The 12,774-nt window shown below is 68.4% G+C and carries 13 protein-coding genes and 3 pseudogenes; 8 read left to right on the top strand and 8 right to left on the bottom strand.

Features of this window, described 5'->3' with window-relative positions:
• The coding region (locus EAO72_RS03850) for a transposase (RefSeq protein ID WP_148015812.1) at window positions 1-224 on the bottom strand (224 nt) is incomplete at its 3' end.
• 246 nt (window positions 225-470) lie between these two features.
• On the opposite strand from EAO72_RS03850, the gene EAO72_RS03845 reads away from it, so the two are divergent.
• From EAO72_RS03845 to EAO72_RS03840, 3 genes and pseudogenes are all read left to right on the top strand, one after another.
• Window positions 471-794: a hypothetical protein gene (locus EAO72_RS03845; protein ID WP_148015796.1), complete on the top strand. Its 324-nt coding sequence runs from the start codon at window positions 471-473 to the stop codon at window positions 792-794.
• 264 nt (window positions 795-1,058) lie between these two features.
• Window positions 1,059-1,103 (top strand): annotated as a pseudogene (locus EAO72_RS43970) (hypothetical protein); the annotation flags it as partial.
• A 77-nt stretch (window positions 1,104-1,180) separates the two neighbouring features.
• Window positions 1,181-2,257 (top strand): hypothetical protein, encoded by a 1,077-nt coding sequence (locus EAO72_RS03840; RefSeq protein WP_148015795.1) that lies wholly within the window; start codon window positions 1,181-1,183, stop codon window positions 2,255-2,257.
• A gap of 6 nt (window positions 2,258-2,263) precedes the next feature.
• Here EAO72_RS03840 and EAO72_RS03835 read toward each other — a convergent pair.
• A pseudogene (locus EAO72_RS03835) lies at window positions 2,264-2,713 on the bottom strand (transposase family protein); the annotation flags it as partial.
• Window positions 2,714-2,749: 36 nt separating this feature from the next.
• The gene (locus EAO72_RS03830; protein ID WP_148015794.1) at window positions 2,750-3,058 is read right to left on the bottom strand and encodes a hypothetical protein; all 309 of its coding nucleotides are present in this window, start codon (window positions 3,056-3,058) and stop codon (window positions 2,750-2,752) included.
• 547 nt (window positions 3,059-3,605) lie between these two features.
• Between EAO72_RS03830 and EAO72_RS42450 the strand changes: the two genes are divergently transcribed.
• Window positions 3,606-3,884 (top strand): DUF6480 family protein, encoded by a 279-nt coding sequence (locus tag EAO72_RS42450; protein ID WP_410090013.1) that lies wholly within the window; start codon window positions 3,606-3,608, stop codon window positions 3,882-3,884.
• Between the two features lie 720 nt (window positions 3,885-4,604).
• Window positions 4,605-4,682, top strand: coding sequence for a 50S ribosomal protein bL37 (locus EAO72_RS43965; protein WP_371604899.1), 78 nt, complete (start codon window positions 4,605-4,607; stop codon window positions 4,680-4,682).
• A 93-nt stretch (window positions 4,683-4,775) separates the two neighbouring features.
• Here EAO72_RS43965 and EAO72_RS03815 read toward each other — a convergent pair.
• Window positions 4,776-5,045: pseudogene (locus tag EAO72_RS03815) on the bottom strand (oxidoreductase); the annotation flags it as partial.
• 459 nt (window positions 5,046-5,504) lie between these two features.
• On the opposite strand from EAO72_RS03815, the gene EAO72_RS03810 reads away from it, so the two are divergent.
• The gene (locus EAO72_RS03810; RefSeq protein WP_410090007.1) at window positions 5,505-5,672 is read left to right on the top strand and encodes a hypothetical protein; all 168 of its coding nucleotides are present in this window, start codon (window positions 5,505-5,507) and stop codon (window positions 5,670-5,672) included.
• A 293-nt stretch (window positions 5,673-5,965) separates the two neighbouring features.
• Here EAO72_RS03810 and EAO72_RS03805 read toward each other — a convergent pair whose 3' ends face one another.
• Together EAO72_RS03805 and EAO72_RS03800 are read right to left on the bottom strand one after the other, a co-directional pair.
• The gene (locus EAO72_RS03805; RefSeq protein WP_148015791.1) at window positions 5,966-6,529 is read right to left on the bottom strand and encodes an RNA ligase 1 family protein; all 564 of its coding nucleotides are present in this window, start codon (window positions 6,527-6,529) and stop codon (window positions 5,966-5,968) included.
• A 415-nt stretch (window positions 6,530-6,944) separates the two neighbouring features.
• Window positions 6,945-7,268 carry a hypothetical protein gene (locus EAO72_RS03800; RefSeq protein WP_148015790.1) on the bottom strand — a complete coding sequence of 108 codons (324 nt, stop codon included), beginning with the start codon at window positions 7,266-7,268 and terminating at the stop codon, window positions 6,945-6,947.
• A 549-nt stretch (window positions 7,269-7,817) separates the two neighbouring features.
• On the opposite strand from EAO72_RS03800, the gene EAO72_RS03795 reads away from it, so the two are divergent.
• Window positions 7,818-8,999: a hypothetical protein gene (locus EAO72_RS03795; protein WP_148015789.1), complete on the top strand. Its 1,182-nt coding sequence runs from the start codon at window positions 7,818-7,820 to the stop codon at window positions 8,997-8,999.
• Between the two features lie 210 nt (window positions 9,000-9,209).
• On the opposite strand, the gene EAO72_RS03790 is transcribed toward EAO72_RS03795, so the two are convergent.
• Window positions 9,210-10,250: an NAD(P)-dependent alcohol dehydrogenase gene (locus EAO72_RS03790; protein WP_148015788.1), complete on the bottom strand. Its 1,041-nt coding sequence runs from the start codon at window positions 10,248-10,250 to the stop codon at window positions 9,210-9,212.
• A gap of 95 nt (window positions 10,251-10,345) precedes the next feature.
• On the opposite strand from EAO72_RS03790, the gene EAO72_RS03785 reads away from it, so the two are divergent.
• Window positions 10,346-10,954, top strand: coding sequence for a TetR/AcrR family transcriptional regulator (locus tag EAO72_RS03785; protein ID WP_148015787.1), 609 nt, complete (start codon window positions 10,346-10,348; stop codon window positions 10,952-10,954).
• Between the two features lie 384 nt (window positions 10,955-11,338).
• Here EAO72_RS03785 and EAO72_RS03780 read toward each other — a convergent pair whose 3' ends face one another.
• Window positions 11,339-12,709, bottom strand: a complete 1,371-nt coding sequence (locus EAO72_RS03780; protein WP_148015786.1) for a DEAD/DEAH box helicase — start codon at window positions 12,707-12,709, stop codon at window positions 11,339-11,341.
• Between the last annotated feature and the right edge of the window lie 65 nt (window positions 12,710-12,774).

Genomic DNA, 12,774 nt, shown 5'->3' with positions numbered 1-12,774 from the left:
TCCGCGGCCGCTGTCACCTGCGCTGCCCGGGACACTGTCCCGGTGTTCCGGGCAGCGTCCGGGCCGACGCCCCGGACTTCGCGGGCCCGCAGCACCCAGTTCCGCAGGGTGTTCCTGTTGATGCCCAGGTCGGCGGCGATGCTCTTGTAGGTCGCCCCAGGTGTGGACTCGAACAGGTCCACGGCATCGGTCTTGAACTCGTCCGAGTAGTCCTTCATCGCCATCGGCGGTCTTCTCGCTTCCTCCGGATCAAGCAGATCCAGTATCAGCGTGTCCACCACTCAGGGGGAGGCTCCAGGTCGTGTCCGGCGAATCTTGAGCAGTCGGCGCACATAGGGCAGTGCTGAAGCGCGGAAACTGCCTGGTACCGGCATGGTCAGGCACCACCAGGTGCTGCAACCATGTGGGCATCTTCGGGCCGGGAGTAACTCGCGTTTCTGGCCTGTTAGCGGTCGGAGCGGAGCGACACCATGGCATGGGCAGTAGGAACAGGCGGGTTCTTGGGGCTGCTGGCAATCGCCTTGGGAATCGTGACACTGCGGACGGGGTGGATCCTGCCCACGGCGCGCCGCCACGTCACCAGGCCGAGGCTCCACGGCCTCGGTGGCCTGCTCACGGGCGCGTCCGCGCTTCTGCAGAGCCTCCTCTACTTTGGAATCTTGCCGAGCGTTTCCTGGGATGTCCGCTTCTTCGGCGGAATCGCCTTCCTGTTCGCTGGGCTCTTCTTCATCGCTCTCAGCCAACTGCTGCCGCTCCGCCGAAACCGGGACCATGCCGATCCCTCACGCGCCTGAAGGATGTCGATGGATCACGGCCGAAGCCATAGCCGGATCGCTGCGACGGTGACGGTGCCGTAGAAGGCGCAGGCCCTGGTGCGCCGCGGCGGCGGACACCTCAACGGCGGGTCATGGCCGTCCCGGAGGCGGTCGGCACGCCTGACGCAGTGCTCGCCTACAGCGGGCCGCGACCGCTGTACGACGCCCAGGAGTCCTGCCTGGGCAGTCTCGGTACCGGGCCTCTACTTCGGTGACGACCCCGGAACGTCTGCCACACACGAGATGACCACGCTTGTCCTCATGTGGAGCATGCTCGACGGCTTCCTCAACGGAGCCGCAATCCTCGGCTCGGCCGGTGTTTCAGCCACGGCGTACCTCCCCGTGCTGGTGGCAGGATCACCGGCATGGTTCTCGTACGTACTACTCCGCCGCGGCGCGTGGACGTGGCCGCGGTCTTTCCCGAGCTGGCGCCGTTGGCGCGTGTTGCGGTTCGGCTGCACCCTCGTCCCGGCGCGCCTTCTGTCGAGGACAGCTCGGTCGGGGGGCCGTTGCTGTGGCCGGCTGGAGAGCCGTGGCCGCACTGTGAAGCCTCGCACCTGCACGTGGACAGCGGGTTCCGCCAGTCGCCGGCCGACGTGCGACTCAAGAGACGCATGCAGGCCCGGTGGCACCGCGATCACCATGGCCGTGGGACAACGCCCGAGGAGGCGGCGGTCAAGGAGCAGAACGCCGCGATGCTCGCAGAGCGATTCGCCGTGGGCCCTCCACCCGCGGACTGCCCGGTCCCCATGCTGCCCGTGGCCCAGCTGTATCTGCGCGACGTACCCCTGTTGCGACTGCCCGGACAGGCCGATCTGCTCCAGGTTCTGTGGTGCCCCTACGACCATGATCCGCATCACAAGCCGTCAACCGCACTGTTCTGGCGGTCCGCCGCCGAGGTCGTCGACATCCTCGTCACACCGCCCGAACCATACGAGGTGAACGGTGACGGCTATCTGCCGGAGCCGTGCGTGCTGGCACCGGAGGCAATAACCGAATACCCCAACAGCCTCGATCTGAGCCCGCAGATGCTGCTGATGGTGGAGGACTGGAGCAGATGGCGGGCGACCGACGTCGACGTGGACGGCTCCGAGCACGCGGACTGTCCGCGGGACTTCTATGATGTCCATCTGGCTGACGCGCCCGGCTGGAAAGTCGGCGGCTGGCCTCCGTGGGGCCGCACCGACCCCATACCCCGATACTGCACTGTCTGTGATGTGCAGATGGTTCCGCTGCTGACCATCGCCTCCTACGAATGGGACGGCGGTGAGGGACACAACTGGGCGCCTACCGAAGACCAGCCCGTCGCCAATGCCGCCGGGCGTTGCTGTGGCCAGGACCCCTCGCAGCCGACCAAGGTCGAAGTCGGCAGCACCGACAACATGCAGATCTACGTCTGCCCGGCCTCCCCCGAGCATCCGCACACCGACCTGATCCAGTGAGCGTTCTCAGCGTTGTTTCTCCAGGGTGAGGACAGCTTTGGTGATAACGCTCATGCGGTTGGGGCTGATCCGGGAGCAGCGGAAGATCTGCCATGACTTCAGTCGTGCCATGCCTCGTTCGACGGGTGCCCGGGCCTCGGACAGGGCCCGGTTCTCGGTTCGCTCGGTGGTGGTGAGTTCGCCGCCTGGTGGGAGGCGCTTGGCGGTGGTGACCCAGTCGCCCGCACCGATATAGGCCATGTCGGCGAGGACCGGGACCCCGTGGCGTGCGCAGATCCGGAGGATCTTGTGGGTGCGGGCGGCCGTCAGATCGTGGGTCCGGCCTGGCAGCGTTGGCGACAGCCACAGACTCTGCCCGGCCGGGTCCGTGACGACCTGCACGTTCACACCTCCCTCAACGGCACGGGAGCCCTGTTGGTTCCATATCCTGACCCAACATCGCCCATCACCCGATCGGTGGCCACGCTGAAAACGCTCATTGTCGCCTCAATGTCAGAGGTCGCTGTCGATCCCGGTGACGGCAGGCGTTCCCAACGGGGCGTCCTCCTCCGAGAATCCCGTCTCCTGCAGCGCCGTCGATACGAGCCCCACGGCATTCAGTTCCGCCTGGTACCGGTCCGCGGCTTCGACTTCGAGGCGGATGGAGAAAGTGCCGTCGTCGTTGACACTGAGCAGATCGAGCCCCTGACTTTCGCTCAGGTTGGTGTGCTGCTCAGCCAGCTTGCCCTCCAGAGTCGCGCAGGACGTATCTGTGACGCCGACAACAAAGGTTCCCGGCACAGTGATGACAAAGGTGGTCATGACAGCTCCTCACATACGGCAGGGACTTTTTCAGATATCGCTCCGGCTTCCCTGATTCTCAGAAGTTATCGAGGAACCCGCCCGTGAGGCCGTTGATCAGGCGCCGCAGCCTCCCGCTGCCGCATGACCCGACCTGATCGCCGGATGGCGTCACTACAGCGGCCCGCCCCTCGGGCGTACCCCCTGTCTCCCCCTCGGCCGCGTCTTTCCGCCCGCCACACGCGTCACCTGTCGCGCCCACCGCTTCGACGCCACCCGGCGGGGCCATACCGACTGCAGCAATGCCGGAGAGAAGGTGGCCGCCAGGGAGGAAGCTGACTGACCGCGCAGCCCGTGGAAGGCTCGGACCGGCGCGCGCGGTGGGCGCCGAACGATGCCTCTGCCGGCCCACGTCTCCTTCCCGGGGCAGGAGTGACACCACCGATGCGGGGGCCCGCAAGGCCCCGCTCGCGCGAGCGCCGCTGCTCGAGTGTGGAGTGGTCCTGAGTGACCCCGAGCATATGGATGGGCAACGGCGCGTCACGGATGAGAACGTCGGCGCTGCAAGATCTCGGATTGCAGTTGCCCCACCCAGGAACGGGCTCCCGGGGCAGCCAAGCCTTCGCGCGCTGCAGGGGCGGCTGGATGGGGAGAAGCTGGAGGTATGGCTATCTCACTGACTCCACCGGGAGAGACACCACCGGCCGAGGGCTCCATAAGCGAAGTCCATCGGCAACCGGCAGACGGAGGTATCTGGGAACACCCCAGGCTCTGGGCAGGACTGATCCTCTTGGGATCGGTCTTCTTTGCCGCGTACTTCATAGGGCGGATATTCGGCTACGGATGACTCCTGGCGCTTGGCGAGGTACGGAGACTCATGCCTCCAGCCGCAGAACCCTGACAGTCGCAGCCGCCGACCCCCGGCGCAGTCGCGGCTGGCTTCGGCTTCGGCTTCGGCTTCGGCTTCGGCTTCGGCTTCGGCTTCGGCTTCGGCTTCGGCTTCGGCTTCGGCTTCGGCGCACCCCTACCGGAACGTGGCATGCATGGAAGCGATGTCCGCGCGGCCCCGCGCTTCGGCGACCACAGCGTGATCGACGTGCTTCTGCGGGGGTGGTTCTGCAAGCCCCGCCCTCCCGTCTCCGCCGAGCATGTCGCAAGGCCCCGCCATCCTCCTTGCCTCAACCGGCCGCGATCGCGCCTGCACATCCCTGGCGCATGATGACGGACTGCGCCAATCCGCTTGACTTGCCGCGGAGAGGCCGGGACAGGTCTGTGCGGTGAGCGAGGCGTGTTGCGCCGACGACGCGGCTGCTGCCGCGGCACCGGATCCGCCTTCAGTGACGGCGCAACAGGGTGGCACCCGCGTCCGATACGGAAAGTCCGATCTGTGCGGGCCGGGCGCACCGATGTGGGGGGGTGCGCGGCTGATGACGGACCTAGCGAAAGCCATCACACGGGCAAACTCGATGAGAGAGTTTTTCACCGTGCGAGTGGGTAAGGGGTCAATGATCGCCGCAGGCGACAAATCGGCAGAAACATTCGAACGATGCAGATCAAGGAGAGTTTGATGTCCTCGAAACGACGTCGCAAGAAGAAGGCCCGCCGCAAGAACGGCGCAAACCACGGCAGCCGTCCGCAGACCTGAGGGACACCACGCATCCGGGGGCGCCGTTCCCCGGATGCGTGCCCGCTGACGGCGTACGCGGCATCAATCGGGCCACACCCCTGCCGGCCGGACTCAGGGCAGGATCGCATCCGCGTAGCCGCCGTCCACTCGCAGGGTGCCGCCCGTGGTCGCTGATGCGCACGAAAAAGCAAGGGAGACCACCATGACCACCATGTGGGCGATCTCCTCCGGTTCGATGAGTCGCTGCAGCAGGGACTGCGGCCTATGGATACGCATGAACTCGCGTTGCGCCTCGTCCCACGAAAGATCCTTGTCGAGCAACTCGTAGACGAGTTTCTCGACACCGCCGGTGCGCGTGGGCCCGGCGATGACGGAGCTAACCGCGGCCCGGATGCCGACCGCGACCGAAGACTTGCCAAGGGCTGTCCCACGCCCCCGTCTCCCCCGGCCAACAGCCCGGGCTGCCTGCTGTGCGGACTGATCGACTTCCATGTCGGGGAGATCCACAATGAGGTCAACGTCGACAGCCACAATGTGACGCGCATCCACAAGTGAGCCCGGCCCGCCATGTGCCGGACGCGTGCGAGGGGTGCCACGGACCATTGGTCCCCCTCGTCCGTCCGTTAGGAGCACCATGGGGGCAGATGTCCGGGCCGGCCGGGCAGGTGAACGCGTGCAGGTCGCACCAGCAGCGACATGATCAACGCGTCCCGCCGCAGGCGAGCCGAGCCGGCACGGCCCGTGCTCCGGACCGGATCAGCACTCTCGTCAGCCCGCCGCCGGCCGGCGGCGGGCTGACAGGCCCGTGGCCATGGCCTTCCGCCCCAGCGGCCGACGGCGTTGCCGAGCCCAAGGTCACTGGCAGGCGTCCCACGCCTGATTCCCGGCGCACGAACCGCGATCACCGCAGCCACCGGCCACGGCCCGCAGATCGACCACCCCGACCTCGTCAACGCCCAGCTGCTGAGCTTCATGGAGGACATCGACTCCCCCGCTGCGGACGCGTAGCCGCGAGGGCCGTAGACCCGAACTGTCCAACCACGCATAGCCGAAGCACGACGGGCACGGGGCCGCCTGCCCCGCGTGAGTACGGAATTCCAGAACTCGTGGCACCTCGACGGCGAAGGGCTGCGTCGGCCGTGTCCGGTGGAGAGCCGGGCGGAGATCCGGGCCGGGGCGGACGGTGTTGTGGCCGGGCCACCCGCTCACCATGCATCTCGGCACTCCGGGCCGCAGGTTGGGGCGCCGTCGCCGCTCCCGTCGCGACCCTGGTCAGTGAGAGGTGTGTGTGCGGCGGGGCGTCACGGTGTCGGGAAGTCACGGCCTTTCAGCTTGGCCAGGCGGCCATCGTCGTGATGCCAGACGATCCCCTCGTACGGCCGGGCGCGCAGCCAGGCTCGGAGGCCTTCGTAGTCCCGGGGGGCGGTCGCGAAGTCCTGCCGGACGGACAGGACGGACCAGCCGTGGGGCATGAGGACGTGGCCGACGTAGCCGTCCGGGTTGCCGTTGATCTTCGGGCCGAGGAGTTCGTAGGTACCCGGCTTCTCGGTGCTCCGGTTGTCGAGGGCTTCCGCGTGGAACTTCGCGAACGCGGCCTGCTCGATGGGTTCCCACCCGACGGCCTTGCCGGTCTCGGCATCGGTGCTGACCGTCAGGTAGTGGGACGGTGGGGTCTTGCCGGGCTTGACCTCACGGCGGGCCCACCAGCGCCCGGCCTCGTCGAGCATGACGCACGTGCCGTCGTACTTCCTGGTTGCCGTGCCTTCCCCGTCGACCACCCACTCGCAGCCCGGGGTGACCTGCGGCAGCACGACGGCAGGGCGGGCGCTGAAGTTGCGGACAAACAGGGTCGGGATCTTCTCCATGCCGCTGACCGTACCGGTCTCGGTGACGGACAGTTGAGAATTTCGTGAGCGTCGAGACGGGGATGTGGCGCGTGGCTTCCGCGAGGTTGCGGAGACGGGCGGAGCGCGTTGTGCACGCGGACCCGTTGGGCGTACTGCCCGTCGGCGACCTGTGCAGGGGCGCATCCGCAGTGAGCAGGCATCGATCGCGGGCGGCTGTCGCGCGGAACGCGTCGGCCACGGCGGCCGCCCCTCTCACCCCCTCTGCGGAACGGGCAAGGATCCAGGGGGCTTTGCGGGAGGTGCACGTCACCTTCGTCGGCCCGTCCCGCAGGCGGGTGCGCCGCCCCAGGGCCGCCGGGGCGCCGCGGTGTGAAACCGCCAGGCCGTCGTCCCGACCGCCGTGTGCCCGCGCGCACCACGAAGGGGCTACTGGTCAGAGGGGATCGGTGAACGAGACCGGCTTGCCGGTGGCGTGGGCGTACGCGATCTCCCTGCTCGTGGACTCGCCGACATACCCACCGGGGTTGACGACCAGAACCCGGTCAGCCAGGTCGATCTTGCGCAGATGGAGGGCGTCCAGCGCGGTCTTCTGCTCGTTGGTGATCCACTCGTCCGCGCCGCGATCCTCGGCGCGCAGGAAGACGCCCGGCGCGACGACGATGACACCCGCGAAGGTCAGATCACGGTTCGCCGCGCTCATCTCGTCCACGAACCGGGTGGAGCCGCAGATGCAGACAATCTCAGGTCGGTCGGGCACAGCTCGGTCCTCCGGGTCGAACGAAAAGCCGTCCCTGTGCACGTGGACACCGCAGACGGACATACGAGCCGACAGCCTACGCAGTGAGATGCACACCACGCGGCTGCGCCGTCGCAGGTGGGAGGCGTGGTCCGTGGCGGGAATGACCCTGCTCCACGCCGAAGTCCGGGATGCGCCCGGCTCACCGGCTTCCTTCGGCCGCTCGCGGCGCCCAGGCCGCCGCCCCGGTCCCGCCACCGGTAGACCTCGTCAAGTACTCATGTCTGTTTGACAGTTGACGCATCACGCTATTCACTCCCATCTCAATGGCGTGAGGTTTCAGTAGTGGGGGCGACATGCACAGAAGTCGGAAGTGGTGAGTACTGGCCGCGGCCGTGCTCAGCCTGGCGGCATCGGGGACAACCCCAGGTGCTCCCCAGATCCAGGACGAGACCTACGCCGAGGTCAGACCCCTCTCCAGCACCACGGAGGCAGCCGAGCTCCGGCTCGAAGAGCGCAGGGTCTCCAGCGCCACTCGCAGAGCTCGACTCCCGCCTGGACAACGTCGGGGTGGCCGAGGTCCTGGCCGGCGCCAACCACACGATGAGGAACTCCGCCGCCTGCTACCCGCAAGAGGTGAAGGCGTTCCCCGTGAACCCGGCCCCCGCTTCCGCCTACTGCTGGGACACGGGCGACGCGTATACCCAGCGCTGGCTCCCGCAGTGCGTGACCTCCTCGGGCGATGCGGACGACGACGGCCTGTGGGGTGACGACAAGGTCCTGCTGTCCGGCTGGAAGTCCAACGACGGTCTGTTCACCGACTTTCCCGCCATGCTGAACAACGATCCCAACGGGCAGCATCTGGCGCGCGTGGCCTTCATCAACGCCAACGACCCCAGCGCGCTCTCCTATCGCTGGGTGCTGCTCGTGATTCCCACCGAAGGCGGTGCCAACTTCGACAACGCCGGGGTCCAGCTGGGCGGCATGGTGTGGTTCGGGGACAAGCTGATCGTCACTGCCAAGGGCGGGGACCCCAGCACCAACGCCCTGTACGTCTTCTCCATGAACCACATCCTGCAGGCCACCGTGAGCAGCAATGCGATCGGCAGGGTTTCCGGGGGCTACTCGGCCCACGGCTACCAGTACGTCATGCCGGCCATCGGCTCGTACGGCCTGAGCAAGAAGTGCGGTTCCACCACGGGCATCGTCTGCCCCGCCCACGTCTCCCTCGACCGCAGTGCCACTCCGGACAGCATCGTCCTGAACGAGTACCAGCCCTCCGGCACCCCCAAGACCGGCAAGATGTGGGGCTACCGACTGGCTGCGCCATCGGAGTCGGGTAAGGCGCTGGTGAAGGACTCGTCGGGGTACGCGAATGTGTCGGAGATGTTCACGGCCGACATGGCTGGAGCGCAGGGCGCCCTCTCCTACCGGGACCCGGCGACCGGACAGCGGTCCTGGTACCTGCCCAGGCACCGTGGCGGTGTCGGCCAGCGCGGCGTCTACCAACGTCGTGACGCCACCGGCGTGAAGACCACGACGTGCACCGGCACCGACGCACCGACCGCGTGCTGGGCCGCGAAGTCCCAGGGGCTGTCGCTCTGGTGGAGCACGAAGACGGTGTGGAGCCAGACCGAATGGGCTGCTGACAAGAATGCCAAGTGGGTGAACGAGGACGCGAGCAGCACCTGGAAGTCCCAAGTGATTCCCGAACGGCTGTTGTTCTCGGTTCCGTTGTCCCGCATGCCTTGACCTTGACCTGGAGCGGCGGCGGGGCAGGAAACTTCGCCGCCGGTCCAGGGCCGAGCGCACATCTGCGTGGGCCTTCGGCAGGAGACCGGCCCTGCGGGGCCGGTCCAGCCCGCCTGCCTTGAGCACGGACGGGTCCCGGCAGTCGGTCCGCTTCTTGCTGGTCTGCGCCCGGCCGTATGTGATCACGCGATGGCCCGGCCGATGGTCCCCTCAGGCCAGGTCGGACATGTCGAGGACGAAGCGGTAGCGGACGTCGTTGCGCCGGAGGCGGTCGAGCGCCGTGTTCACCTGTGCTGACGGCAGTACCTCGACGTCGGCGGCGACACCGTTGTCGGCGCAGAACTGGAGCATCTCGGCCGTGGCCGGACGGCCTCCGCTGCCCGCGGAACTGAGCTTCTTGCGGCCGATGAGCAGGTCCATGGCCTCGACCGTGAGCGGGCCCAGGTACCCGAGAAGGCTGAGGGTGCCGTCCATCGCCACCAGCTTCAGATAGGGGGCGAGGTCGTGAGGGGCGGAGATGGTGTCGATGACGACGTCGAAGGTGTCGCGCGCCGCGGCCATCTCCCGGGTGTCGGTCGAGGCGATGAGGTCGTGAGCGCCCAGCGAGCGGGCGTCGTCGCGCTTGTCCCAGCTACGGCTGATGACGGTCGTGGTGGCGCCGAGCGCCACGGCCATCTTGACGGCGAGGTGACCCAGGCCGCCCAGGCCGGCCACCGCGACGCGGCTGCCGGGGCCCACACCCAACGAACGCAAGGGTTCCCAGACGGTGATGCCCGCGCACATCAGCGGGGCGGCTGCGGCCGGATCGAGGTTCGAGGGGAGCGGGTAGGCGAAGGCGTCGCGCACGACGTACTCGCGGGAGTAGCCGCCCAGGGTGGCCGCCCCGTCCTGCCGGTCGGTGCCGCCGTAGGTCAGCGTCGGGAAGGAGTGGCAGAAGTTCTCCTGTCCGGCTTGGCACATGGCGCACATGCCGCAGGAGTCGACGATGTTGCCTACCGCGACGCGGTCGCCTGCCGAGAAGGCGGTCACCCCGGGGCCGATATCGGTCACCACGCCGGTGAATTCGTGACCGGGCACCAGGGGCGCTTCCGTGTCCTGGTCGTAGGCGTGCAGGGCGTGCAGGTCCGTGTGGCACACGCCGCAGTAGTCGACCCGCACCGCGATGTCGTCCGGACGCAGGTCACGGCGCTCCAGCGCCGTGCGCCGCAGCGCTGTCGGGCCGGCCGCCCGCCATCCGATGGTCGTTCGCATACCTGACTCCTTAAACAGACTGTTCTGTCTGTTGCAGCGTACGGGCGACTGCAGCCCACAGGCAAACCAACTGTTCTGTTTGGTAGAGTGCGGACATGCCGGAACAGCCCCAGACCTCGCGAGGCGCCGCGACCTACCAGCGCATCCTGGACGCCGCCACCGAAGAGTTCGCCCAGCACGGCATCGCCGGGGCGCGGATCGAACGCATCGTGACGGCAGCGCGCACCAACAAGGCACAGCTCTATGCCTACTTCGGCGACAAGGAACGGCTCTTCGACGCGATCTTCCTCAGCTCGCTGGAGCGCATCACCGATGTCGTGCCCATCGACGCCGACGATCTCGCGGACTGGGCTGTCCGCCTCTACGACGAATACCTGCGCCGCCCCGACCTCATCCGGCTGGCAACCTGGACGCGGCTGGAGCGCCGCCCCGACGGTCACCTCGTCGAGATGCACCAGCACTACGACGACCGCAAGCTCACCGCCATCGCCGAGGCCCAGGCCGCCGGGCGGGTTCGCGCAGGCGACCCCTTCGACATCATGGCCATGGTCATCGCCATGTCCATGGCCTGGTCACCGGTCAGCAACGTCTACGCGGCCAACAGCCAAGAACCCGATGACGTACACGCCCGGCGCCGCGACCTGCTCCGCGACTGCGTCCACAGCGCCATCGCGGCCGGTCGAGGCGACGCATCCCCCGCCTGACTGTCACTGGGCGATCGCACAAGGCCCGGCAGCACGCTGCCCCGACCAGCTCGGACGCAGTGATCACACCAGCCACGGGGGGCGTCCCACCGTTGCGCACGGTTCCGGGACTGCCCCGACTCCCCGGAACACGCCTCTCGCGCGGTGAGAGGATGCTCGATTCGCGTTCCCTGGGATCACCTCAGCAGGAAGCCCGACCGCGCGGCCGAGGCCATGACGGAGCACCTGACGCTCAGTCTCCGCCGCCGGCTCGCCGAGGAGAGCGAAGCCCGAGGAACGTTGCGCCCACCGGGCACCACACCCTGCGGGCACGGCCTGAGACCGCGGCAGACCGCCGTACAGGCGCCTCGCGGTCGGGGACCGTGCCGGTGAAGTCCGTCCGGGTCAACGGCCCTTGCGTACCCGAGCGGCCGCGCGTGCTTCCGCTGTCCTGCGGGCGTCGGCCGTCTTGCGGGACTCCTTCGGGCGGCCCGGGCGTGTGCCCATGCCCCGGAAGGGGGCGTTGCCGCTGCCCTTGCCCTCGATCGGCGGGCGCTTCGCGCCGGTGATGGCTGTCAGCTTCTCCTCGCCGGAGCGCACCTGGGTGACGGTCGGGCGGATTCGGGCCTCGGTCATGATCCGGTTGACGTCCCGCCGCTGGTTGGGTGTGACCAGGGTGACGACGTTCCCGGATTCGCCGGCGCGCGCCGTACGCCCGCCACGGTGCAGGTAGTCCTTGGCGTCGGCCGGCGGGTCGACGTTGACGACGAGGTCGAGTGCCTCGATGTGAATGCCTCGCGCCGCGACGTTGGTGGCCACCAGTACGGTGATCTCGCCGTCCTTGAACTGGGCGAGGGTATGGGTGCGCTGCGGCTGCGACTTCCCGCTGTGCAGGGCGCCGGCCCGTACACCACTGGCCCTCAGGTGCCGGGTGAACTGGTCCACGCCGGCCTTGGTGTCCAGGAACATCAGGACCCGGCCGTCCCGCGCGGCGATCTCGGTCGCGGTCGCGTACTTGTCGGCGGGGTGAATGTTCAGCACATGGTGTTCCATCGTGGTGACCGAGCCCGCGACTCGGTCGAGCGAGGCCACGGCCGGCTCGTGGAGATGGTTCCGCACCAGCTGGTCGACATTGCGGTCGAGCGTGGCCGAGAACAGCAGCCGCTGTCCGTCGGGACGGACCTGGTCCAGGATTTCCGAGACCTGGGGCAGGAACCCCAGGTCGCACATCTGGTCCGCCTCGTCGAGCACGGTGATCCGGACCTGCTGCAGCTCGCAGAACCGACGCGATACGAGGTCGGCGAGCCGCCCCGGAGTCGCGACGACCACTTCGGCGCCGGCCCGCAGCTGGGCCGCCTGCCGGTTGATCGCCAGCCCGCCCACCACGGTCGCCAGCCGCAGGTTCATGGCCTGCGCGTACGGAGCCAGCGCGTCGCTCACCTGCTGCGCGAGTTCCCGGGTCGGGACTAGGACGAGTGCGAGCGGTCGCTTCGGCTCCGCCCGCAGGCCTGCCGTCCGCGCCAGCAGCGCCAGCCCGAAGGCGAGCGTCTTACCGGAGCCGGTCCGCGCGCGGCCGAGGACATCACGCCCGGCCAGCGCGCTGGGCAGGGTGGCCGCCTGGATCGGGAAGGGTTCCGTCACGCCGAGGCCGGTCATCGTCGCCGTCAGCTCCGGCGGCAGCCCCAGCGCGTCGAAGGACTCGGCCGGGGGCAGGCCGGGGGCAGCCGTCCGCGGCGTTGTGGGGCCGCCCTTCGGGGCAGACTGCTTCGCGTTCATGGGGGAACCTTCCTCGGCCTGGCGCCCGGCACGCGCCGGGGCCCGTACCTCTTGGTACGGGCCCC

The sequence above is a fragment of the Streptomyces sp. OR43 genome, from assembly GCF_008042275.1.
Classification (GTDB): Bacteria; Actinomycetota; Actinomycetes; order Streptomycetales; family Streptomycetaceae; genus Streptomyces.
This window is presented reverse-complemented; position numbering and strand designations above follow the sequence as displayed.

Excerpts from the sequence above, each read along its gene's own strand:
- EAO72_RS03845 (WP_148015796.1), top strand. The coding sequence starts at position 471 with ATGGCATGGGCAGTAGGAACAGGCGGGTTCTTGGGGCTGCTGGCAATC.
- EAO72_RS03840 (WP_148015795.1), top strand. The coding sequence starts at position 1,181 with ATGGTTCTCGTACGTACTACTCCGCCGCGGCGCGTGGACGTGGCCGCG.
- EAO72_RS03830 (WP_148015794.1), bottom strand. The coding sequence starts at position 3,058 with ATGACCACCTTTGTCATCACTGTGCCGGGAACCTTTGTTGTCGGCGTC.
- EAO72_RS43965 (WP_371604899.1), top strand. The coding sequence starts at position 4,605 with ATGTCCTCGAAACGACGTCGCAAGAAGAAGGCCCGCCGCAAGAACGGC.
- EAO72_RS03805 (WP_148015791.1), bottom strand. The coding sequence starts at position 6,529 with ATGGAGAAGATCCCGACCCTGTTTGTCCGCAACTTCAGCGCCCGCCCT.
- EAO72_RS03790 (WP_148015788.1), bottom strand. The coding sequence starts at position 10,250 with ATGCGAACGACCATCGGATGGCGGGCGGCCGGCCCGACAGCGCTGCGG.
- EAO72_RS03785 (WP_148015787.1), top strand. The coding sequence starts at position 10,346 with ATGCCGGAACAGCCCCAGACCTCGCGAGGCGCCGCGACCTACCAGCGC.
- EAO72_RS03780 (WP_148015786.1), bottom strand. The coding sequence starts at position 12,709 with ATGAACGCGAAGCAGTCTGCCCCGAAGGGCGGCCCCACAACGCCGCGG.